Origin of the sequence: Nocardiopsis changdeensis, assembly GCF_018316655.1 — a bacterium.
GTDB classification, from domain to species: Bacteria; Actinomycetota; Actinomycetes; order Streptosporangiales; family Streptosporangiaceae; genus Nocardiopsis; species Nocardiopsis changdeensis.
Map to the genome: position 1 here is coordinate 4823286 of NZ_CP074133.1, position 22188 is coordinate 4845473.

Consider the following 22188-nt stretch of genomic DNA (forward strand, 5'->3'; position numbering starts at 1 on the left):
GACCCTCAGCGGGGGCCCGCGGTGGCGGTGGCCGGGGCCGCCCACAGCAGGGGGGCGGCGGCCGGGTCGCCGGTGGCGCGCCAGCGGTCCAGGCGGGTGCGCTGCCAGTCGGCCAGCACGCGCACCGGCGCGGGGGCGTCGTGGGCGGCGTCCACGGCGGCGATCAGCTCCGTGAGCGGCCGCTCCCCGGCCGGGACCCCGCCGAAGCGGTGGAAGGCGGCGTTGGTCGGCAGCGCCCACCGGGCCGCGGTGACCAGGTCGGCGCCGTTGCGCAGCAGCGCCGAGGCGGGGCCGAAGGGTTCGGCGAACCGGGTGTCGGCGCCGCTGTCGCAGGCGATGAGCGCCACCCGCGCCGGGGACGGCCACACCTCGTGCCCGGGCCGGCCGTCCGGGGTGCCCAGCAGCAGGTCCTTGGCGCTGAGCGGGCGGTGCCCGCGCACCGGTTCGGCGTGGCCCCCGGTGTCGGCGGTGCAGCACAGGTGGAGCAGGGTGTCCTCGCTCTGGCCCTCCTCCACCGGGGCGGAGGTGGCGTGGCCGACGTAGAGCAGGCGGCGCGCGCCCGCGCGCAGGGCTCCGCTCAGCCAGTGGCGGTCCTGGTCGGTGCGCCGTAGCGCCTCGTGCGGCGCGGCCACCCGGGGCAGCATGTCGTCGGCGGCGCGGTGGGCCTCGACCAGGGCGAGCACGTCCGGGTCGGTGCCCGGCCGCCCCAGCACCGAGCCGAGTTCCGCGTCGGCGCGAAAGCCCGGTACGCGTGGGTCCAGGACCAGCACCGCCAGCCCTTCGGGCGCGGGCTCCGGGCGGGGGCCGGCGGTGAGGGCGGCCGGGGCCGCCAGGGACACGTCGGCGAGGTCGAGCAGGCGGGTGCCGTCGGGGCCCGCCGCCAGCAGTTCCCAGGGGACGCGGCCGGTGCGCGGGGACGGCTGGACCCGTACCAGGGGACGCATGCCCAGCCCCCGGGCGACGGTGCGGATCTGGTCGGTGAGCTCGGCGGGCCAGAGCACCTCGGACAGGCGGGAGGCCAGGGCGTGCTCGGCCGCCGGGTCGGCGAGCGCGCCGCCCAGGGCCGCGGCGATCCCCTCCGGCCCCGGCAGGGCGGCGGACAGCTCCGCCAGCACGGCGTCGGTGTCCGGGCCCGGCGCGTAGCCGGTGCCGAACCCCTGGGCTCCCGCCGTCCAGCGCCAGGACATGTAGAGCCCCCCGGCGTCGGCCAGGCGGACCAGCACCGTCGGCATCGGCTCCGGGTAGGCGCGGTCGGCCCCCGCGACCGGGGCGACGGACCCGTCGGAGACCACCGGGCGGCGGTAGCGGGCCTCGGCCGCGGCGATGTGCTCCTGGAGGGCGAAGCGCCCCGGCGACACCTCCACCCGGGGCACCGGCCCCACCCGCAGGCCCGGGGCGTGGGCGGCCGGAGGCGGGAAGAGCGCGGCGACCGGGTCGGCGGGGCCGGGTGCGCGGTCCACCGCCAGTGGTGCGCCCGCGCAGGCCACCTCCACGAGCTCGAACAGCAGCCCCTGGTCCCCGGTGCTCCAGGCCAGGCGGAAGGCCAGGTCGGCGGCGGCGCGGGAGAGCTCGCCCCAGCGGGCGCGGGCGTGCCCGGTGGCGAAGTCCGCGCGCACCGCCGCCAGCGCCAGCGCGACCGGCACCGCCGTGGCCAGGGCCGTGCGCAGCAGCTCGTGTTCGCGGCCCGGGAAGGCCCCCGTCTCCGCGAGGGCGGCGGCGCTCGTGGCCATGAGCAGGTCCACCTGGGCGCAGCGCTCGAACGCCCCCTGCTCCTCGAAGAGGGCGCGGGCCCGGGAGGCGTGCTCCTGCACGGCGGGCAGGTCTCCGGCGGCCAGGGCGCGGTGGGCGTCCTCCAGCAGGCCCTCGCCCAGGGCGGCGCGCACCCCGTGCTCCTCGAACCGGGCGCGGGAGGCCGCGGCCAGGGCCCGGGCGGTGTCGGTGGAGCCGCGCACGCGCGCCAGGGCCGCGCGCACCTGTTCGCAGGCGGCCAGGGAGACGGGGTCGCCCCCGCGCTCGAACGCGACCGAGGCGCGCAGGTAGAGGCGTTCGGCCTCGGCCACGTCCCCGCGGAGCAGGGCCAGGTGGGCGCGGCCGCCGTCCAGGGAGGGCGGCTCCCCGCCGTGGGCGCGGAAGCGCTCCGCGGCCCGGGCGAGGAGGTCCTCGGCCTCGTCGAGGCGGCCGGTCTCGGCGAGCAGGTCCGCGAGGCCGGAGAGCAGGTAGGGAACGGGGTGCAGGCCGGGGTCGGTGGCCGCCAGGGCGGAGCGGTACAGCTCTTCGGCGGCGCCCCACTCGCCCCGGGTGACCAGGAGGAGGGCGCGGCCGCCCGCGGTCTCGGCGCGGTGGACCTCGGGGGTGACGCTGTCGTCGGCGCGGACCCCGGCCTCGTCCAGCAGGGCCTCGGCCTGGCCGGTGTCGCCCAGGCGGCGGGCGTTCTCGGCGCGTTCGATGAGGGTGTGGACGAGGATGCCGGTCCAGACGGGGCGGGCGGTGGGGCCGGTGACGTGCGGTCCCAGGGGGCGCAGGAGGGCCAGGGCGCGGTCCAGGTCGGCGGCCCCGCCGGTGAGGTCGGCCAGGCCGACGCGGGCGCGGCCGAGGTCGGAGAGCAGGGTGCCGCGCAGCAGGTCGACCACGGGTGAGGGGTCGAGGCCGCCGGTCGCTTCGAGGAGCCGGTCGAGGATGTCGCGGGCCTCGCGGAAGCGGTGGAGTTCGAGGAGGGTCCCGGCCTTGGCCAGCCACTCGTCGTAGGGCTCGCCGAAGAAGACGCCGTACTCGACGGGGATCTCGTCGGGGGGTCCGCCGGCCATCAGAAGTCCTCGTCCGCGCGGGCGGCGCGGACCTCGGCGGCGAACGGGGGCGGCTCGCCGGGGGCGGCGGGGGCACCGCGGGCCAGGTCGAGGCGGCGGGCGGCCAGGGAGCGCAGCCGGTCCCGGAAGACCGCGGCGCCGGGACCGCTCGGGCCGGGGTCGAACCCGGGCAGCAGCACCGCGACGTCCGGAGCGGGCACGGCGGTGGCGGGGAGGTCCAGACCGGCGCCGCCCACCCAGGCGTCACCTTCGGGTGCGAGGGGGATCCGGACGGGGGCCGCGCCGGGGGCGGGGACGACCTCGGCGACGGGGTGGGCGGACGCGCGCGGCCCGAGGGGGCCCATGACCGCGCGCACCTCGACGGAGCGGGCGGCGCCGTGGGCCAGGACCGTCCAGGAGACGGCGGTCTCCGCCGCGTCCAGGAACCCGGCGGGGTGGCGGCACCAGTCGTTGGCGCCGTGGCCGCGGGCCAGGGTCCGGGCGCGCCCGGGGGTTCCGGGGCCCGCCGCGAGGGCGTAGCCGTCGGCACGGGGCGGGGCGGCCGGGGGCGCCGCCGCGCCCGTGAGGGCGTCGATGTCGCCGCCGTCGATCCCGGCCGCGTCGGCGACCGCGGCGAGTCCGGCGGCGAGTCCGGGCGGGCCCTCGTCGAGCAGCGCTCCGATCCCGGCGCGGTGCTCCAGCAGCAGGTCGGCGGCCGCGTCCGGGGGCAGTGCGCGGTGGGCGCGGTGGGCGAGAACGGCCAGTTCCAGTCCCAGCAGGTCGGTGTCCAGGGCCGGGACGCCGTCCAGGCGGGAGGCGGGCCACCAGCGGGCCGCCCAGTGGCCCAGGGCCAGGGCGGCCAGGGGCCGCTCCAGGGCGCCCGGCCCGGCGGGGACCCGGACGGCCGTGCCGGGGGCGGCGGCGCCGACCGCGCGGGCGGTGTCGGGGCCGTAGAGGTCCCACAGCCACCCCTGGGCGGCGGACACGTCGTCCAGGTGCGCGTCGGGCAGGCCGGACGCGGTGATGTCCGGCCAGGTCAGCAGCCCGCCGTCGGCGTCGACCACTGAGGAGGCGAACAGCGGCGGGGCGGCTCCCCGGCCCGCGACGGCGACGGTGACGCCGCCCTCGACCGCGGTGATCTCCACGTCGGTCATGCGCCGCTCCCCCGGCCGCGGGCGGCGGGCGTTCCGGGACGGGACCGGTGGGCGCGGGGCGGGACCGCGTTCATGCGGCACTCCCGGAGGCGTCGGCGGTGTCGTTCGCGGGGGCGGTCAGGGACCGCAGCACCGCGCGGACGCGGGCGCGGTGGTCGCGCAGCACCGAGTAGGCGATGCCGTCCAGCAGCGCCCACAGCTCCGCGGTGTCGGACACCGGCACCGCGTGGGCGTCGCGACCGTGCAGGCGCGCCCACAGGCGGCGCACGTAGGCGGTCCACGGGTCGCGCAGGGCGCGGGCCAGGTCGGCGAAGGGACCCTGGTCGGCCGCGGGGTCGACGGTGGCGCGGCGGGCCCGGGACACCGAGGACTCGCGCCGCCAGCGCCGGTCCACGGCCCGGTGCGCGGCGGTGGGTCCGGTGCCCGTACCCAGCGGGTCCAGGCCCACGGCCAGGCGGCCGCCCACCAGGAGCGCGACGCGCAGGGACTCCTCGGTCAGCCCGAGCGGCGCGCAGGCGCGCGCCGTCTCCGCGTCCACCAGTTCGGGCACCGGCGGCAGGCCGTCGTGTCCGGGAGCCCGCAGCAGCGTGAACACCCTCTCGTAGACGCTGCGGTCCAGCGGGGCGGGCAGGGATGTGGTGGAGGCCCCCGCGCCCACCGCGGGCGGCGGCGGGACGGGTTCCGCGGTCAGGCCCAGGTGCGCGGGCGCTCCGGGCCGGCCCCACCCGGAGGCGGCACCTCCCCACAGCGCCGAGCCCAGGGCGCCGCCGTGGCCCCCGTCGACCAGCGCGGTGAAGGCCTCCCCTCCCCCGCCGTCCGGGCAGCCGTCCAGCACCGCGTCCGCCAGCGCCCGCGTCCCCTCTTTCGGCACCGGACCCGCGGGCGGCGGCGGGGTGCGGGACTCCCAGGCTGCGGCCAGGGCGGAGGCGACGGCGCGGGCGCGCGCGGGGTCGGCCAGGTGGCCGCGCAGGGCGGACACCGTGCGGTCGCCCTGGTCGGCCGCCTCCAGGACGGCGGCGCGGGCGACCTCCTCGGCGTCGGGGCCGTCGGGGGCGCCGTGCTCGGTCGCGAGTTCGTAGCACCGCTGGAAGTACAGGTCCTGGGGGTTGCCCCCGACCACCTTCAGTGCCCGGCGCACCCGCTTGAGCAGCGCGAACCAGCGGGCGGTGGCCACCAGGCGGGGCCCGTCGGCGCGCAGCAGCCCGGCAGCCAGGTCGGCGGCCCGCGCGGTGAGCAGGTCCCCGGCCAGGTCCGGGCGCAGCACCGGCCGCAGCACCAGGGGCAGGACGACCAGCTTCACCGAGCGGGTGAGCGGGGCGCCGTCGGGGCCGCTCAGCGGTTCCAGGCCGGGGCCGAGCGCGCGCCAGGCCCGGTCGATGACCTGCGACCGGGGGCGGAGTCGTTCGTCGGGGATCTCCGGCACGGAACGACGATACCCGGCCCGTCGGCGGCCGGCCCGCCCGGAACCTGGGATCGGTAGGCGGGGGCCGCGGTGTGGACTGTGGACGGCAGAGAGACCGAGAGAGACCGACCGCCGAGGAGGCGTCCCATGTCCGTGGTGAGAACGGTGTTGCGTCTGGTGTTCGCCGTCGAGGTGCTGATCGGGCTGGGCCTGCTCGGCGGGTACCTGTGGCTGGGGCTGAACGCCCCGGCCGGCGGGTTCCCCAGCCCCTGGGAGTCGTACCTGGGGATGGCGATCGGCGGCGGCGTCGTGCTGCTGACGTCGCTCTTCACGCTGAGGATCGAGTCGTCGCTCCGGGGCCTGGGCGGCGCGAAGGCGATGGCGGGCGCCCCGATCGCGGTCGGCACCGTCACCGACTGGCGGCGCACCGGGCTGACCGTCAACGACGCCCCGCAGATCGCCGTCACCCTGGACGTGGAGACCCCGGAGGGGCACCGGTTCACCGCCGTGGCCAAGGAACTGCTCGACCCGGCCGAGGTGGGCCTGCTGGAGCCGGGCGTCCTGCTGCCGGTGCGCTACCGCCCCGACCGCCCGGGCGTGGTCGCCATCGACCGCAGCGGCGACCAGGCGGCGGCGCAGGCGGCCTTCGACGCGGTGATGCTGCGGGCGGGGCTGACCACTCCGCGGGCGCTGGAGATCGCCGCGCACGGGATCCCCGCTCAGGGCGTCATCACCGAGGTCCGCCCGACCGGGAACCTGGTCAACGGTAACCCGGAGATGGACGTGGAGGTCGCGGTGACCCGCCCCGACGGCGGCGTCTTCCACACCCGCACGGTCAAGCGGCTGCCCGCCCGCCTGTCGACGTCCCTCCAGGTCGGCCGGGTGGTCACCGTCCACTACCTGCCGGGCCAGGAGGACGAGATCACCATCCAGACCCCCGCCAACCCCGGCGTCCACTGATCCGGTGCCGGAGGCGGCCGCCCCTCCGCGTTCCCCGCGGGGAGGCGCCTTCGGTACGCTGTTCCGTCGCCGGACGGAACACGGGCGAGGAACACGAGGGCCGCGGGAGGGCGCATGTCGGTCGGAGAGCGGCTCCGGGTCCCCATCGGGGCCGCACCGGGGTGGTCGACCGCCCCGGACGCCCGGCGGGTCCTGGTGGTGGCGCACACGGTCACCGCGCTGACCCGCCTTCTCGACATCATCCCGCTCCTGGAATCCGACCCCCGGGTGCAGCTCGTCTTCACCCGGGCGCGAACCTCGAACTTCCGCGAGGGGGTCACCGAATTCCTCGCCGACATCGGCGCGGCGGTGGCCCCCTGGGAACAGGCGGTGGAAGAGGAATTCGACCTCGCCGTCTCGGCCAGCTACGGGGACGATCTGCACCTGATCAAGGCCCCGATGGTCGTCTTCTCCCACGGGGCCGGTTATAATAAGCTGATGAAGCCGGAAAGCCGGAAAGCCGGAAAGCCGGAAAGCCGGAAAGCCGGAAAGCCGGAAAGCCGGAAAGCCGGAAAGCCGGAAAGCCGGAAAGCCGGAATCCGACCGGGCCTTTCCCGCGGATTCCGATCCCGATTCCATTCCCGGCCCCGACGCCGTCTTCGGCCTCTCCCGTGAGACCCTCCTGCGCGACGGCGCCCTCATCCCCCGGACGCTCGTCCTCTCCCACACCGAGCAGCGCGACCGCCTCGCCGCCGCCTGCCCCGAGGCCCTGGACTCCGCCGTCGTCGCGGGCGACCCGACCTACGACCGCATCCTCGCCGGGCTCCCCTGGCGCGCCCGCTACCGCGACCACCTGGAGACCGGCGGCCGCCGCCTGGTCCTGATCAGCTCCACCTGGGGTCCCACCTCCCTCCTCGGCGCCCGGCCCGACCTGCCCCTGCGCCTGCTGGAGGAACTTCCGGTCGACGAGTACCGCGTCGCCCTGGCCCTGCACCCCAACGTCTGGCACGGCCACGGCCCCTGGCAGGTGCGCGCCTGGCTGGCCGACGCCGAACGGGCGGGGCTGCGCGTCCTGCCTCCCCGCAGCGGCTGGCAGGCCGCCCTCGTGGCGGCCGACCACGTCATCGGCGACCACGGGTCGGTGACGTTCTACGGCGCCGCGCTGGGGACCCACACCGTGCTCGGCGCCTTCCCCGACCACGAACTGGCGACCTCCTCCCCCATCGCCCGGTTCGGCCGCGCGGCGACCCGGCTCGACCCGGACGCGCCCCTGCTCCCCCAGCTGGCCGCGGACGCCGCCCGGCACACCCCGGACCGGTTCGCCGCCACCACGCGCCTGCTGACCTCGGTCCCGGGCGGGTCGGCGGCGGTGCTGCGGTCCGCCTTCTACAAGATCCTGGACCTGGCCGAACCGGACCGGCCGGTGCGCGTCGTCCCGCCCGAGCCGCCGGCCGCGTACCGGCGGGGGTGGCCCGACACCGCGGGCGTCCCGCCGCTGATCGCCACGGCCGAGCCCGACCCCGCCGACCCGACCGCCGTCCGGGTGACCCGGCGCCCGGCGGAGCCCGTCGCCGCCGGGCGGCTGTCGCTGCGCCGCCCGCACACGGTCGTGCACGCCGACGAGCCCCAGACGCGGTGGCGCGACGCCGCCGACGCGGTGCTGTGCGGGCCCGCGCCCGGCGACCCGTGGCGGCGGCTCGCCGACGCCCTGGCCGCCCTGCCCGGCACTCGGCTGGCCGCCGAGGCCGACGGGGACGCCTGCCTGGTGCTGGACCGCGACGGCGTCCGCCACCGGTTGGTCCCGCGCGGCGCCGCCGCCCCGGACCCGACCGCGTACGCGTCGGCGTTCCTGCGGCTGCGCCGCACCGTCGCCGAACCGGACGGCCTGGTGTGCACCGTGAGGATCGGCGACCGGGCGGTCCGCGTCGGGGTGGAGCGCTTGGGGCCCTGATCGGCCCCGACCGGTCAGCCCGGTTCGGTGATCCGGGACCGCACCCGCGCCACCAGGTGGCGGGCCCCGGCCCGGGAATAGTGCTCCAGCGCGGTCTCCAGCGCCGCCCGCGCGGCGGCGGGGTCCGTCGGCTCCAGGGCGTCGGCGCGCTTGACGTACATGTCGCCGGTCCGGCGGTCGTCGCCGAGCCGGGTGTGCAGTTCGGCCGCGACGTCCCACTGCTCCAGCGCCCGTTCCCGGTCGCCGCACGCCAGCAGCAGGTCGCCCAGGGCGGCGCCGACCCGCGCCCGGTTGTGCAGGTCGTCGGGGCGCTTGAGGAGCACCAGGTCGCGGGCCCGGACCAGCAGACCGCGGGCGGCGTCGCGGTCCCCCTGCTCCAGGCGGACCTGGGCGAGCTTGCGGGAGGCGTTGAGCACGGCACGCGGGTCGAGCGGCTCGGCGGCCTCGGCGACGGCCAGCGCCTCCGCGAACCGTTCGGCGGCCGGCTCCGGACGCCCCTCCTCCCGCTCCACGTCGCCGACGGCCTCCAGGGCGGTGAGCAGCACCGGCGGCTGTACCGGCTCGGCCTCCCGGGCCAGCTCCAGGGCGAGTTCGGCGTCCTCGCGCGCCTGTTCCAGGGAGCCGTCGCGCCGGTAGGCGATGGAACGCTGCACGCACAGGCGGGACAGCCGGGCGGGCGACAGGCGGTGGGCGCCCAGGGCGTGCCGGAGCACCTCGGTGTGGGTGTCGACCACGTCCGCGAAGAGGCCCGAGGTGAACCAGTACGCCCACAGGTGCTCGCACAGCTCGGCGGCCCGCCGGTGCTCGCCGCGCACCGCCGCGTGCATGACGGCGGCGCGCAGGGCCGCCCGGTCGGGGGCCAGGGCCAGGCGGGCCGCCCCGCCGTCCTCGAAGCGGGGGCCCGCCGTGTCGGGGAACGCCGAGTCGTGGTCGAGGTCGGCCTGGAGCCAGCGGCCGGGCAGCAGCGCCCGGTGAGCGGCCGCGGCGAGCCCGAAGTAGTACTCCAGGACCCGTCCGAACACGGCGGCCCGGTCGTGGGCCGACGCCCCCAGCTCGCGCTGGGCGCGGGCGGTCCGGAACCGGTACCTGCCCCCCGGTACGGCGGTGAGCACGTCCCCCTCCACCAGGGCCGCCAGCAGGGCTCCGGCGTCCTCGCCGGGGAGGACGCGGGCGGCCACCCCCGCCCCGAAGTCGGTCTCGGGGTGGCAGGACAGCGCCACGGCCGCCGCGTGCACCGGCGCGGGCAGGCCCGCGCCCTCGCCGTCCCCGTCCCGCGGCCCGGCCGGGGCGGGGACGATGAGGCTCCGGTGCACGGCGGCCAGGGCGCCGTCGGCCCGGCGGCGCAGCCGCCGGATGTTGCGGCCCACCTGGAGCAGCAGGTGCGGGCTGCCTCCGGTGTAGCCGGCCAGGTCCTCGACCAGGCGGCGGTCCTCGTCGGTCTCCGGCTCCACCCCGGCCTTGGCGCACAGCAGCTCCACCGCGTGCTCGGCCGGCAGGGCGCCGATGCCGATCCACTCGTCCTGCACGTGCGGCAGCACCTCGTCGAACTCGAAGTCGTGGGCGGTCGCCACGACCGTGAGGCTGCCGGGGGCGGTGGACACGAAGGGCAGGACGTCGTTGACCCCGGCCGGGGAGTCGACCAGGACGGCGACGGCGCCCCGGCCGGTGAACTCCCCCTGGAGGCGGTCGCGCCGCCTGCGCTGCCCGGCGGGGATCTCCTCGACCCCCATCCGCCGCAGGATCTCGCTGACGGACTCGGCCACCCCGTCTCGTTCGACGTCGGCGAAGAAGTAACCGCCGGAGAAGCGCCGCGGGTCCCGGACGAAGACCTCGTGCAGGACCTTGAGCCCGAACGCGGTGGCCCCGCTGCCGCGCGGGGTCGCCTGGACGACGAGCACGCGGGCGTGCGGGCCCCCGTCCAGGGCGAAGTCCCGGGCCCGCTCCAGCTCCCCGTCTCGGTTGACGAACAGGGGCGGGGCGGGGACGGCGTAGAGCGGCGCGCCGCCGCCCTGCGGCCCGACCATGTTCACGGTGATGTCGCGCCCCATCATGGTGGTCCCGCCGCTGACGTCGCCGACGCTGTTCTCGGTGCGGGCGGGTTCGGGCCGTTCGTCGCTCAAGGTGCCACCTCACGGGTGTCGCGCTGCCGGGGTAGGGGCAGCCTACCGATCCGGTCCCGCACGGTCCCGCGTCCGCCCTGGAGGGTGACCGTTCTCGGCCGGGGTCCCGGCCGGGGCCGCGACACTGGCAGCGGGGCCGGCGGTGCCCTAGCCTGTGCGCGGCAGCATCCGCCCCCGTAAGAACCGTGGTGAGCATGAACGACGTCAAGCCCCGTCCCCTCGGCGACTCCGATCTGTACGTCTCCCGGCTGTGCCTGGGCGGGAACGTGTTCGGGTGGACCGCGGACGAGTCGGCCTCCTTCCGTGTCCTGGACGACTACGTCGCGGGCGGCGGCACCTTCGTGGACACCGCCGACTCCTACTCCGCCTGGGCCCCGGGACACCGGGGCGGGGAGTCCGAGACCCTCATCGGGCGCTGGCTGGCCGACCGGGGCCGCCCCGAGGACCTGGTGCTGGCCACCAAGGTGAGCAGGCACCCGGAGTTCCCGGGCCTGTCCGCGGGCAACGTCCGCGCCGCCGCCGACGCCTCGCTCGAACGGCTGGGCGTGGACGCCATCGACCTGTACTACGCGCACTTCGACGACCCCGACACCCCGCTGGAGGAGAGCGCCCGCGCCTTCTCCGAGCTGGTGGACGCGGGCAAGGTGCGCTACATCGGCCTGTCCAACCACACACCCGACCGCATCCGCGCCTGGCTGGACATCTGCGCGGACCAGGGCCTGCACGCGCCGGTCTGCGTCCAGCCGCACTACAACCTGGTGGAGCGGGGCGTGGAGGACGCGCTGGTGCCCCTGGCGCGGGAGCGCAGGCTGAGCCTGCTGCCGTACTTCGGGCTGGCGCGCGGCTTCCTCACCGGGAAGTACCGGCCGGGCGGCCCGAGCGTGGACAGCCCGCGCGCGGGTTCGGCCGGAGCGCTGCTGGAGGACGAGCGGGCGCTGCGCGTCCTCGACGCCCTGGACACGGTCGCCGGGCGGCTGGGCGTCCCGCAGGCCGCCGTGGCGCTGGCCTGGCTGGCCGACCGGCCGACGGTGTCCTCGGTGCTGGCCAGCGCCCGCGGCCCCGAGCAGCTGGCCGACCTGCTGCCGGTCAACACGCTGGTCCTGGACGCCGAGTCCGCCGACCTGCTGACCGAGGCGTCCGCCCCCTGACCCCGCGGACGGGCACCCGGGTACCGGCTGCAACCACTCCGGTCCCGGGTGCATCACACGTCCCATGAGCAACGGCATCACCGGACCCCTCACCGAAGAGCAGCAGCGCGAGTACGTCGAGGACGGGCTCCCCGACCTGGAGGACATATTCCAGGGCTACCCCTCCTACGATCCGTTCGGGCGCGTCGAGGCGGCGGCCTCCGGGCTGCTCGCCGACCTGTCGGCGGAGCGTCCCGTCGTGGTCTCCCTGCTGTCCACCCTGTCGGTCGTCTACTGGGCCGCGACGGTCGAGGGCAACGACGATCGGCAGTGGGCGGACATCCGGACGATGCGCACCGAGGTGCACCGGGCGTTCTCCGAGGCCGTGCGCCTGCTGGCCCCGCTCGCCGAGGAGCCCTGCGGGCACGGCCGGCACCCGGCCGAGGACGGGTTCGGTCCCGACGACTTCGAGTCCCTCGCCCTGCAGCTGCGGGACGTGGACGGCGTGCTGGAGTACGAGGGCTTCGACCGGGAGGACCCGGAGGAGCTCGCGGAGGCGGAGGAGTCGCACGGGCGGCTGTCCCAGGAGTGGGGCTGCGCCCACAACCTCCTGCTCCTGGCCCGGCAGGGCCGGAGGGAGATCTCCGCCTCCCTGGACGAGATCCCCGCACCCGCCTCAGCGGAGGTCGCCGAGTAGTTCCCGGACCAGCTCCCCCACCCGGTCCACCGCGAGCAGGAACCCGTCGTGCCCGTGGGGGGAGGAGATCACCCGCGCCCGCCCCGGCACCGGCAGGTGCCGGGCGATCTCCTCCTGCCGGGCGAGCGGGTACAGGTGGTCGGTGTCCACTCCCGCGACGATGGTGCGTTCGGGCATGTCCTTGAGAGCGCGTTCGACCCCTCCCCGGCCCCGTCCGACGTCGTGGCCGTTCATGGCCTCGGTCAGCACCACGTAGCTGGCCGCGTCGAACCGCCGGGCCAGCTTCCACGCCTGGTGGTCGAGGTAGGACTCCACCGCGAACCGGCCCCCGCGCCCCGGCTCCTCCCCGTCCTGGGGCCGGCGGCCGAACCGGGTGTCGAGCTCGCCCGGCCCCCGGTAGGTGACGTGGGCGATGCGCCGGGCCACCCCGAGCCCGTCGACCGGGGCGCGGCCGGTGAGGTGGTAGTCGCCGCCCGACCAGTCCGGGTCCGCGCGCACGGCGTGCAGCTGGGGCGAGGTCCATGCGATCTGCCAGGCGGTGGCGGCCACCGGGCAGGCCAGGACCAGTGCCCGGTCCACCCGGTCGGGGAGGGTGAGCGCCCATTCCAGCGCGCGCATCCCGCCCATGGATCCGCCGACGACCGCGGCCCAGCGCTCGACCCCCAGCGCGTCGGCGACCGCGGCCTCCGCGCGGACGGTGTCGCGCAGGGTGATGTGCGGGAACCGGCTCCCCCAGGGCCTCCGGTCGGGCGCGGTGGAGGAGGGCCCGGTACTGCCCTGGCAGCCGCCGAGGATGTTGGGGGCCACCACCAGGAACCGGTCGGTGTCCAGGGCCAGGCCCGGGCCGACCAGTCCGTCCCACCAGCCCGGCTCGGGGTGCCCGGGCCCGGCGGGGCCCGCGACGTGGGAGTCGCCGGTGAGCGCGTGCAGGACCAGGACGGCGTTGTCGCGGCGCGCGTTGGGCCGCCCCCAGGTCTGGTAGGCGATGCGCACCCCGGGCAGGGCCTCCCCCGATTCGAGTTCCAGGGGCGCGGGCAGGTGCACCCAGCGGCGCCCGCCGACCGGGTCGCCGTCCCGCCATCCTCCGGCCGGACCCTCCCTGAGGGGGCCGGACCACCGGGCGGCGGGACGGCCGGGAGCGGAGGTCACCGCAGCGCCCGCGCCGCCCGGAAACCGAGCTCCAGGTCGGCCTTGAGGTCGTCGGCGTCCTCCAGTCCGACGGCGAGGCGGACCAGGCCGGGGGTGACGCCCGCGCTCAGCTGTTCCTCGGGGGTGAGCTGGCTGTGGGTGGTGCTGGCGGGGTGGACGATGAGGCTGCGCACGTCGCCGATGTTCACGAGCTGGCTGAACAGCTCGGTGCCGTCGACGAACGCCTTGCCCGCGTCCACGCCGCCGCGCAGGTCGAAGGAGACCACCGCGCCCGCGCCCCGGGGCAGGTACCGGGCGGCGAGCCCGTGGTGGGGGCTGGAGGGGAGGCCCGCGTAGTAGACCTTCTCGACCTCCTCCCGCTCCTCCAGCCAGGCGGCCAGGGCCAGGGCGTTGTCGACGTGGCGCTCCACGCGCAGGGAGAGCGTCTCGACGCCCTGGAGGATGAGGAACGCGTTGATCGGGGCGATGGCCGCGCCCGTGTCGCGGAGCAGCTGGACCCGGAGCTTGGCGGCGTAGGCGCCCGGGCCCAGCGCCTCCCAGTAGCGCAGCCCGTGATAGCTGGGGTCGGGCTCGTTGAATCCGGGGAAGCGCCCGGGGTCGGCCCCGAAGTCGAAGGTCCCCGCGTCCACGACCACGCCCGCGACGGTGGTGCCGTGCCCGCCCAGGTACTTGGTGGCCGAGTGCACGACGACGTCCGCGCCGTGCTCGGCGGGCCGCAGCAGGTAGGGCGTGGGCACGGTGTTGTCCACGACCAGGGGCACGCCCTCCCCGTGCGCGGCGTCGGCGACCGCTCGCACGTCCAGGACGTTGCCGCCGGGGTTGGCCAGCGTCTCGGCGAAGTAGAGCTTGGTGGCGGGCCGGGTGGCGGCCCGCCAGGCGTCGGTGTCGTCCTGGTCCCGGACGAAGTCCACCTCGATGCCGAGCTTGGGCAGCGTGTAGTGGAACAGGTTGTACGTGCCGCCGTAGAGCAGGGCGCTGGAGACGATGTGGTCCCCCGCCTGGACGAGGTTGAGGACGGCGGCGGTGACGGCCGCCGAGCCCGAGGCGAACGCGACGGCGGCGACGCCCCCCTCCAGGTCGGCCAGACGCTGTTCGAGCACCTCCTGGGTGGGGTTGCCGATGCGGGTGTAGATGTTGCCGGGCTCGGCGAGGCTGAACAGGTCGGCGCCGTGCCGCGTGTCCCGGAACGTGTACGAGGTCGTCTGGTAGATGGGCGTGGCCCGGGCGTTGGTGGCGGTGTCGGGGGCCGCTCCGGCGTGGATCTGCCGGGTCTCGAAGGACCACCGGTGTTCGGGGACGGTCATCGGCGCACCTGTTCCTTTAATCCAGATAGGAAAAGTAGGGAATTGATCGCAGCGTAACACCGCGACCACCCTGACACCAGGCCTCCGACGGAATCCCTTACCGGACACCGGACACATCGTCACTTAGGGTTATGGGGTCATTACATTCTCGCCCGGGGGACGCACACGATGACCACCGACCTTCCCGACGACGGCGACCGCTCGTTCGACGAGTTCCTGGCCCGGTTCCTGGGCTCCTCGCGCGGCCAGGTGCGCCGCGTGGACCTGTCCAAGCTGATGAGCCCGGAGGCCCGCCAGGTCGCCGACGCCTCCGTCCGCCGCGCCCTGGAGAACGGCAGCGCCGACGTGGACAGCGTCCACCTGCTCTGGGCCCTGTTGCGGTACCAGCCCACCCGCGACCTCGTCGAACGCACCGCGGGCGGCGCCGGCCGCCTGGAGGAGGTGATCGACCAGGCCGCCGCCCACGCTCCCAGGTCGGTGCGCGCCTCGGCCCTGCTCACCCCCTCCGCCAAGCGCGGCCTGCTGGACGCCTTCCAGATCGCCCGCGCCACCGGCAGCTCCAGCATCACGCCCGAGCACCTGTTGTTCGCGCTCGCCGTCAACCCCGACAGCGCCGTCGGGCGGCTGCTGCGCGACTCCGGGGTCACCCCGCAGAGCCTCCAGCGGGCCGCGGGCCCGGCCCCCGCCGCGGCGGAACAGGCCGAGGGGGAGCCGTCCGCCACGCCCACCCTCGACGAGTTCGGCACCGACATGACCGGGCTCGCCCGCGAGGGCCGCCTGGACCCGGTCGTGGGCCGCGACGACGAGGTCGACCAGTGCATCGAGGTGCTGGCCCGGCGCCGCAAGAACAACCCCGTCCTCATCGGCGACCCCGGCGTCGGCAAGACCGCCATCGTCGAGGGGATCGCCCAGCGCATCTCCGACGACGACGTGCCCGAGACGCTGCGCGGCCGCCGCCTGGTCCAGGTCGACCTGGCCGGGCTGGTCGCCGGGACGCGCTACCGGGGCGACTTCGAGGAGCGCCTCACCACGCTCATCGACGAGATCCGCGCCCAGTCCGACCGGCTGCTGGTCTTCATCGACGAGATCCACACCATCGTCGGCGCCGGGGCCGCCGAGGGGTCGATGAACGCCGGGAACATGCTCAAGCCCGCGCTGGCCCGCGGCGAGCTGCACATCATCGGCGCCACCACCGTCGACGAGTACCGCAAGAACATCGAGAAGGACGCCGCCCTGGAGCGCCGGTTCCAGCCGATCCTGGTGCCCGAGCCCTCGGTCGAGGACACCATCGAGATCCTGCGCGGCCTCCAGGACCGGTACGAGGCCCACCACCAGGTGCGCTTCAGCGACGAGAGCCTGGTGGCGGCCGCCGAGCTGTCCGACCGCTACGTCACCGACCGGTTCCTGCCCGACAAGGCCATCGACCTGGTCGACCAGGCGGGCGCCCGGGTCCGGCTGCGGCTCAGGACCTCCAGCTCCGCGCTGCGCGAGCTGGAGGAGCGGCTCGAGAACCTGGAGGAGCAGAAGGAGAAGGCCGTCCAGGACGAGGACTACGAGCGGGCTTCGGCGCTGCGCGACGAGATCAACGCCGCCCGGAGCTCCGTCCACCAGGCGCGCGGCACCGGATCGGCGGTGCCGGAGGTGACCGCCGCCGACATCGCCGAAGTGGTCTCGCGCAGCACCGGGATCCCCGTCGCCCGGCTCACGCAGGAGGAGCGCGAGCGCCTGGTCGGCCTGGAGGAGGTGCTGCACGAGCGGGTGATCGGCCAGGACGAGGCGGTCACCGCGGTGTCGGAGGCCATCCGCCGCTCCCGTGCCGGGCTGGGCGACCCCGACCGGCCGGTGGGCAGCTTCCTGTTCCTGGGCCCGACCGGGGTCGGCAAGACGGAGCTGGCCAAGGCGCTGGCGGTGGCGCTGTTCGGGTCCGAGGACGCGCTGGTGCGGATCGACATGAGCGAGTTCCAGGAGCGGCACACCACCAGCCGCCTGACCGGCGCCCCGCCCGGGTTCGTCGGGTACGAGGAGGCGGGCCAGCTGACCGAGGCGGTGCGCCGCCACCCGTACTCGGTGCTGCTGCTGGACGAGGTCGAGAAGGCCCACCCCGACGTGTTCAACCTGCTGCTGCAGCTGCTCGACGACGGGCGCCTCACCGACGGGCAGGGGCGGACGGTGGACTTCCGCAACACGGTGGTGATCATGACCAGCAACCTGGGGTCGGAGGCGATCACCGGCGGGGCCCCGATGGGGTTCACGAGCGACGGGCAGATGGACCCCGACACCGAGCAGCGGGTGATGCGGCGGCTGCGGGAGGAGTTCCGGCCCGAGTTCATCAACCGGATCGACGAGATCGTGGTCTTCCGGCAGTTGGACCGCGAGGAGCTGGACCGCATCACCCGGCTGATGCTGGCCGAGACCGAACGGCGGCTCAAGGCCCAGGGGATCACGATCCGCTTCACCGACGAGGCGGTGGGGTGGCTGTCCCGGCAGGGGTACCAGCCCGCGTACGGGGCGCGGCCGCTGGCCCGCACCATCCAGCGCAACGTGGGCAACCGGCTGTCGCGGATGGTGCTGGACGGGCAGCTCGTCGAGGGCGACGACGTGGTCGTGGACGCGGACGGGGAGGACGGCCTGCGGATCTCCACCGCGTCCTCGGCCTGATCCGGTCCGGGCCCGGCGGCCCGGGCGCGCGGCCGTCCGGGCCGCGGCGGCGGGTCCGCCGGTGTCCGGAGGCCCCGGGGGCGGTGGGCGGGGCGCGTCCGCGCGGCGCGCCCCGCCCGCGTGCGGGGGTCAGGCGGAGGTGCCGCTCTCGCGGATGCGGTCCCTGATCCACTCCCCCGCCGGCTTGAGCGAGTCCCAGTCGCCCGAGGAGCACGACCCGGTCCGGAAGACCGCGCCGGAGCGGAAGTCGTCGGAGAAGTTCCAGTTGACCCAGCTGATCTGCTCCTGCTCCATCAGGTCGAGGTAGGCCTGGGCGGAGGCGAAGTCGTCGGGCCCGTCGCCCGTGTACTCCTGGGTGCCGAACTCGGTCACGAACAGCGGCAGCTCCCGCGCGGCGGCGCGGAGGCCCTCGCGGTGGTAGGACGTGTGCGAGGCCGCGTAGAAGTGGAAGACGTACATGATGTTGTCCGCGTCCACAGGGTCCGCGGTGATCTCCCGGTGGTCCCCGTTCTCGGAGAGGCCCAGCGAGGACCAGCCGCGGGTGCCCACCAGCACGACCGCCTCGGGGTCCCGGGCGCGGATGACCGGGATGACCTGCTCGGCGTAGCCCTTGATGGAGGACCACGGCACGCCGCTGGGCTCGTTGGCGATCTCGTACAGCACGTTGTCCTTGTCGGCGTGCACGTCGGCGATCTCGGCGAAGAAGGTGCGGGCGGCGTCGAGGTTGTGGTTGGGGTCCCCTGGGCTGAGCATGTGCCAGTCGACGATGACGTACATGCCGCGCTCGGTGGCCTCCCCGATGAGCTCGTGGACCCGGTCGGTGAAGCCGCGCGGGTCGGTCTCGTAGCCGCCCTCCTGGATGTACATGGACACGCGCAGCACGTCGGCGTTCCAGTCGTGGGCCAGGGTGTCCAGCGAGGCGTCGGTGAGGCAGTGGTCGAACCACTGGAGGCCGTGGGAGCTCATCCCGGTGAGCTGGACCCGCTGCCCGTTCTCGTCGCAGAGTTTGATGCCGCACACGCGCAGCCGCCCGTGTTCGCCCACCGGGGTGGCGGCGGCGTCCGCGGCGGCGGGGGCGGGGTCCGCGGCGGCCTGGCCGTGGACGGTGAACGCGGCGGTCGCGGCCAGGCCGAGGCCCAGGAGCGCGGACCCGGCGCGGGCGAGGCGCCCGGGGGCGGTGCGGGGCTTGCGGGCACGGCGGGACGAGGGGTGGGGCACGGCTTCCTCCGGCGGGGGGCGGCGGTCCGATGCGGCCGGGGCCGGGGCCGCACCGAACCGGAAGGAGTCCTTCCTGTCCGAAACCTAAGCCTCCGTCACGCTGGGGTCAATCCCCCTTACGGAACGGATTCGCCCCGGGCGACACCCTCCCCGCCGGGCACCGCCGTCACCGGCGGGAACGGCCCGGTCCGGCCCGCCCCCGGTTCAGGCCGGCTCGGGCTGGGGCTCCGGCGGGGGCGGCTCGGGGAAGGGGCCGGGGCCCGGCGGTTCGGGATCCGGCCCCGGCTCGGGCGGAGGCGGGGGCACGGGCATCGGCGAGGGCGGGAACGGGTCCGGCGGCATCGGCGGCTCCGGCGCCGGGTCGGGATAGCGCAGCCGGTGCGCGGACGGGCGCGGGCGGTGCTGTGAACGGGGCTGTCGGTTCGGGTGCACGGTGTGCATGTCTCCTCCGTGCTGTCGGGAGGACCGCGCGGCCGGGGCCGCCGCCCCGAAGCGGGCGGGGACCGCCGCCCGCCGTCCCCCACCGGTCGTGTCCCGGCTCGGAATCGTCGGTCGGAGGGATGTGTGTACACGGCTACCCGGGGCGACGTCGGGGAAACCCGCACGTGGCGGCGGGTGGGACGAACGTGTGCCCGCCTCGGGCCGCCCGGCGGCCCCGAAGGCGCCGCACACCGGCCGTCCACGGCCGCGGACGGCGGGCCCGGGGTCACCCTGCGCGAAAACCGAGGTCACGGACCCGCGGGCCATTGCCCGCGCCCGCCCGCCGGCGGTAACGTGCGCGGGTGGACTCCCCCCTGTACACCGGGCGCGCCCCTGTCAACCGCCCCGGCTCCCCCTTCCCCCGTCCCCCGGGCCGCCCCTGCGGCGGCCGCCCGTGACCGCCGGCCCGCTCCCCCGCTCCCGACTCCTCGCCTACGGGATCGGCTCCGTCGGCACCGGTGTCTTCTCGGCCCTGCCCGGCCTGCTGCTGCTCTACTACCTGACCGACGTGCTCGGCGTCGCCGCCGGGGCCGCCGGGCTCGTGCTGGTCCTGCCCAAGGTCTGGGACATGCTCGTCGACCCCGCCATCGGCGTGGCCAGCGACCGGGAGGCCGTGCGCACCGGCGGCCGCTCCCGGCTGATGCTCGCCGGGGCGCTCGCCCTCCCGCTGCTGTTCGCCGCCATGTTCGCGGCCCCCACGCAGTCGCCGGCCTGGTCGGCGCTGTGGGTGGGCGCGGCGTTCCTGCTGGCCACCACCGCGTTCAACCTCTTCCAGGTGCCCTACGTGGCGCTGCCCGCGGAGATCTCGCCGCGCCGCGACCAGCGGGCCCGCGCCATGTCCTGGCGGGTGGTGTGCCTGACCCTGGGCATCCTCGCCGCAGGCGGGCTCGCCCCCGTCGTCGTGGAGGCCGCGGGCGGCGGACGCCCCGGCCACCTGGCCATGGGCGCCGCCATCGGGGCGGTGCTGTGCGCGGCGCTGCTGGCCGCCACGCTGGGGACCCGGTGGATCCCCGGCCGTGCCGGTACCGGCACGCTCGGGCCCGTCGCCGCGTTCAGGGCGGCGCGCGGCAACAGGCCGTTCTTCGCGCTGGCCGCCGCGTTCTCCACCCAGTCCCTGGCGGTGTCGGTGATGCTGGCGGGCGCGCCCTACGTGGCCACCTACCGGCTGGGCGACTACGGGCTCACCTCCGCCATGTTCGTGTGCGTGGTGGGGCCGAGCCTGGTGGCCGTCCCGGCCTGGTCGGCGCTGGCCCGGCGGTTCGGCACGGTGAACTGCTACCTCGTGGCGCTGGTCGCGATGACCGCCACCACCGCCCTGCTGTTCCCGGCGGTGCTCGCCGAACACGCCGCCGCGGTGCTGGCGGTGACCGGGCTGGTGGGCCTCTTCTACACCGGCCTGCAGCTGCTGCCGCTGACCCTGCTGCCCGAGACCGTGCGCGAGGACGCCGGCCGCAGCGGGCAGGCCCAGGCGGGCACGTTCACCGGCCTGTGGACCGGCCTGGAGACGGGGGCGATGGCGCTGGGGCCGGGGCTGTTCTCGGCCGTGCTGGCCGCGACGGCGTTCCGCTCCTCGGACGTGGCGTCGGCCGTCGTCCAGCCCGGGAGCGCCCTGCTCGGCCTGAGCTGGGGGTTCACCCTGATGCCGGCCGCGCTGTTCCTGGTGAGCCTGGTGCCGCTGCTGGCCTTTCGGAAACTGACCGCCGTGGGAGAGAAAAGTGCTGCCTGAGAACGGACGCTCCACCGAGGACCTGCTCGCCGAACTGGCCCGCCTCAAGGAGGGCGACCTGCCGGTGCGGGAGGGCCGGGTCGCCGCCTACGTGTACGACCCCGGGCGGCCGCACGTGCGCGAGGCCGGGCACCGGGCCTACCTGGAGATGCTGGAGGTCAACGGCCTCGACCCGACGGCGTTCCCCAGCACCGTCGCCCTGGAGAAGCGGGTGGTGGGCGCGGTCGCGGCCGTCCTGGGCGGGGACGCGTCCACCCCGGGCGTCTTCACCAGCGGCGGGACCGAGTCCATCATGCTGGCGGTCAAGGCGGCCCGCGACACCGGGAGCGGGCGCGAGGTGGTGCTGCCGGTGACGGCGCACCCGGCGTTCCGCAAGGCCTGCCACTACCTGGGGCTGACGCCCGTCACGGTGCCGGTGGACCCCGGGACCCTGCGCGCGGTGCCGTCGGCGGTCGCCGACGCGATCGGGCCGGGCACCGCGCTGGTGGTGGCGTCGGCGCCGTCGTACCCGCACGGGGTGGTGGACCCGGTGCCGGAGATCGCGGCGCTCGCCGCCCGGCACGGGGTGCCCTGCCACGTGGACGCCTGCGTGGGCGGCTGGGTGCTGCCGTGGCTGGCGGACGCGCCGCCGTTCGACCTGTCCGTCCCCGGCGTCACCTCCCTCTCGTGCGACCTGCACAAGTACGGGTACGCGCCCAAGGGGGCCTCCGTCGTGCTGTTCGCCACGGAGGAACTGCGGCGGGCGGCGTACTACGCCAGCGCCGACTGGCCGGGGTACACGGTCATCAACTCCACCGTGCAGAGCAGCAAGGGCGCGGGTCCGCTGGCCGGGGCGTGGGCGACCCTGAACGCGCTGGGCGCGTCGGGGTACCGCGAGCTGGCCGCCGAGGCGATGGCCGCGGCCGCACGGCTGCGCGAGGGGGTCGCGGGGATCCCGGAGCTGCGGGTGCTGGGCGAGCCGGACGCGCCGCTGGTGGCGCTGGCCTCGGCCGACCCGGCGGTGGACGTGTTCGTCCTGGCCGACGAGGTCGCGAAGTCCGGGTGGTTCCTCCAGGCGCAGCTGTCGTACGCGGGCATCCCGCCCAACCTGCACCTGACGCTGACCGGGGTGTCGCTGGCGGGGGTGGACGCGCTGCTGGAGGTGCTGGCCGGGGCGGTCGCGGCGGTGGGCGGCCTGCGCCCCGACCTGCCCGGGGGCCTGGCCGGGACCGTGGAGGGCCTGGACCTGGAGGCGGTGGACGACCGCGCGTTCGTGGAGCTGCTGTCGGCGGTCGGCGTCACCCTGGGCGGCCCGGGCGGCTCCCCGACGGCGGCGGTGAACACGATCCTCGACGGGCTCGCGCCGGCCACCCGCGAGGCGCTGCTGGTCCGCTTCCTGTCGGCCCTCAACTCCCCGCACACCGATTGAGGGGTGCCTCTTCGGGTAGTCGCCCTCCCACATCCCCCGTCCCCCCGGTCCCCCAGTGGGGCACCGCGGACG

General features: G+C 76.2%; 15 protein-coding genes. 8 read left to right on the forward strand and 7 right to left on the reverse strand.

The genetic code is table 11. The features are described 5' to 3' along the window. Nucleotides 1-5: 5 nt before the first annotated feature. From KGD84_RS21950 to KGD84_RS21960, 3 genes are all read right to left on the reverse strand, one after another. The gene (locus KGD84_RS21950) at nt 6-2804 is read right to left on the reverse strand and encodes a tetratricopeptide repeat protein (protein WP_220562259.1); all 2799 of its coding nucleotides are present in this window, start codon (nt 2802-2804) and stop codon (nt 6-8) included. After that, a complete protein-coding gene (locus KGD84_RS21955; protein ID WP_220562260.1) occupies nt 2804-3937 on the reverse strand; it encodes a hypothetical protein in 1134 nt (377 codons plus the stop codon). The genes KGD84_RS21950 and KGD84_RS21955 overlap by 1 nt, the downstream gene beginning before the upstream one ends. 70 nt (nt 3938-4007) lie before the next feature. Next, on the reverse strand, nt 4008-5360 hold the full coding sequence (locus KGD84_RS21960) for a hypothetical protein (RefSeq protein WP_220562261.1): 1353 nt from the start codon (nt 5358-5360) through the stop codon (nt 4008-4010). A 126-nt stretch (nt 5361-5486) separates the two neighbouring features. Here KGD84_RS21960 and KGD84_RS21965 point away from each other — a divergent pair, with 126 nt between their 5' ends. From KGD84_RS21965 to KGD84_RS21975, 3 genes are all read left to right on the forward strand, one after another. Continuing rightward, nucleotides 5487-6299 carry a DUF3592 domain-containing protein gene (locus KGD84_RS21965; RefSeq protein ID WP_220562263.1) on the forward strand — a complete coding sequence of 271 codons (813 nt, stop codon included), beginning with the start codon at nt 5487-5489 and terminating at the stop codon, nt 6297-6299. Between the two features lie 114 nt (nt 6300-6413). Continuing rightward, nucleotides 6414-6953, forward strand: coding sequence for a hypothetical protein (locus KGD84_RS21970; protein WP_220562264.1), 540 nt, complete (start codon nt 6414-6416; stop codon nt 6951-6953). Nucleotides 6954-7305: 352 nt separating this feature from the next. Beyond that, complete coding sequence (locus KGD84_RS21975) at nt 7306-8229, forward strand: hypothetical protein (RefSeq protein ID WP_220562266.1); 924 nt, start codon at nt 7306-7308, stop codon at nt 8227-8229. A gap of 14 nt (nt 8230-8243) precedes the next feature. On the opposite strand, the gene KGD84_RS21980 is transcribed toward KGD84_RS21975, so the two are convergent. Then, a complete protein-coding gene (locus KGD84_RS21980; protein WP_220562268.1) occupies nt 8244-10349 on the reverse strand; it encodes a tetratricopeptide repeat protein in 2106 nt (701 codons plus the stop codon). 194 nt (nt 10350-10543) lie between these two features. Here KGD84_RS21980 and KGD84_RS21985 point away from each other — a divergent pair, with 194 nt between their 5' ends. Both KGD84_RS21985 and KGD84_RS21990 read left to right on the forward strand, forming a co-directional pair. Further along, nucleotides 10544-11497 carry an aldo/keto reductase gene (locus tag KGD84_RS21985; RefSeq protein ID WP_220562269.1) on the forward strand — a complete coding sequence of 318 codons (954 nt, stop codon included), beginning with the start codon at nt 10544-10546 and terminating at the stop codon, nt 11495-11497. A gap of 64 nt (nt 11498-11561) precedes the next feature. Next, nucleotides 11562-12173 (forward strand): hypothetical protein, encoded by a 612-nt coding sequence (locus KGD84_RS21990; RefSeq protein ID WP_220562270.1) that lies wholly within the window; start codon nt 11562-11564, stop codon nt 12171-12173. Here the strand turns inward: KGD84_RS21990 and metX are convergent. Together metX and KGD84_RS22000 are read right to left on the reverse strand one after the other, a co-directional pair. Further along, entirely contained in the window at nt 12153-13322 is a 1170-nt protein-coding gene (metX, locus tag KGD84_RS21995; RefSeq protein WP_220562271.1) for a homoserine O-acetyltransferase MetX, read from the reverse strand. The genes KGD84_RS21990 and metX overlap by 21 nt on opposite strands. After that, nucleotides 13319-14626 (reverse strand): bifunctional o-acetylhomoserine/o-acetylserine sulfhydrylase, encoded by a 1308-nt coding sequence (locus tag KGD84_RS22000; RefSeq protein WP_220562273.1) that lies wholly within the window; start codon nt 14624-14626, stop codon nt 13319-13321. Before KGD84_RS22000 ends, metX begins: the two co-directional genes overlap by 4 nt. 168 nt (nt 14627-14794) lie before the next feature. Between KGD84_RS22000 and KGD84_RS22005 the strand changes: the two genes are divergently transcribed. Continuing rightward, complete coding sequence (locus KGD84_RS22005) at nt 14795-17284, forward strand: ATP-dependent Clp protease ATP-binding subunit (protein ID WP_220562274.1); 2490 nt, start codon at nt 14795-14797, stop codon at nt 17282-17284. Nucleotides 17285-17413: 129 nt separating this feature from the next. Here the strand turns inward: KGD84_RS22005 and KGD84_RS22010 are convergent, their stop codons facing one another. Continuing rightward, nucleotides 17414-18502: a glycoside hydrolase family 5 protein gene (locus tag KGD84_RS22010; RefSeq protein WP_220562275.1), complete on the reverse strand. Its 1089-nt coding sequence runs from the start codon at nt 18500-18502 to the stop codon at nt 17414-17416. A gap of 874 nt (nt 18503-19376) precedes the next feature. Here KGD84_RS22010 and KGD84_RS22015 point away from each other — a divergent pair. Next, nucleotides 19377-20708: an MFS transporter gene (locus tag KGD84_RS22015; RefSeq protein WP_255646739.1), complete on the forward strand. Its 1332-nt coding sequence runs from the start codon at nt 19377-19379 to the stop codon at nt 20706-20708. Further along, a complete protein-coding gene (locus tag KGD84_RS22020; RefSeq protein ID WP_220562277.1) occupies nt 20698-22116 on the forward strand; it encodes a pyridoxal phosphate-dependent decarboxylase family protein in 1419 nt (472 codons plus the stop codon). Before KGD84_RS22015 ends, KGD84_RS22020 begins: the two co-directional genes overlap by 11 nt. Nucleotides 22117-22188: the final 72 nt, after the last annotated feature.

What these genes read in the sequence shown, in the direction of transcription:
- KGD84_RS21970 (WP_220562264.1), top strand. Translation starts at nt 6,414, where the DNA reads ATGTCGGTCGGAGAGCGGCTCCGGGTCCCCATCGGGGCCGCACCGGGG.
- KGD84_RS22000 (WP_220562273.1), bottom strand. Translation starts at nt 14,626, where the DNA reads ATGACCGTCCCCGAACACCGGTGGTCCTTCGAGACCCGGCAGATCCAC.
- KGD84_RS21950 (WP_220562259.1), bottom strand. Translation starts at nt 2,804, where the DNA reads ATGGCCGGCGGACCCCCCGACGAGATCCCCGTCGAGTACGGCGTCTTC.
- KGD84_RS21955 (WP_220562260.1), bottom strand. Translation starts at nt 3,937, where the DNA reads ATGACCGACGTGGAGATCACCGCGGTCGAGGGCGGCGTCACCGTCGCC.
- KGD84_RS22005 (WP_220562274.1), top strand. Translation starts at nt 14,795, where the DNA reads ATGACCACCGACCTTCCCGACGACGGCGACCGCTCGTTCGACGAGTTC.
- KGD84_RS21990 (WP_220562270.1), top strand. Translation starts at nt 11,562, where the DNA reads ATGAGCAACGGCATCACCGGACCCCTCACCGAAGAGCAGCAGCGCGAG.
- KGD84_RS21965 (WP_220562263.1), top strand. Translation starts at nt 5,487, where the DNA reads ATGTCCGTGGTGAGAACGGTGTTGCGTCTGGTGTTCGCCGTCGAGGTG.
- KGD84_RS21985 (WP_220562269.1), top strand. Translation starts at nt 10,544, where the DNA reads ATGAACGACGTCAAGCCCCGTCCCCTCGGCGACTCCGATCTGTACGTC.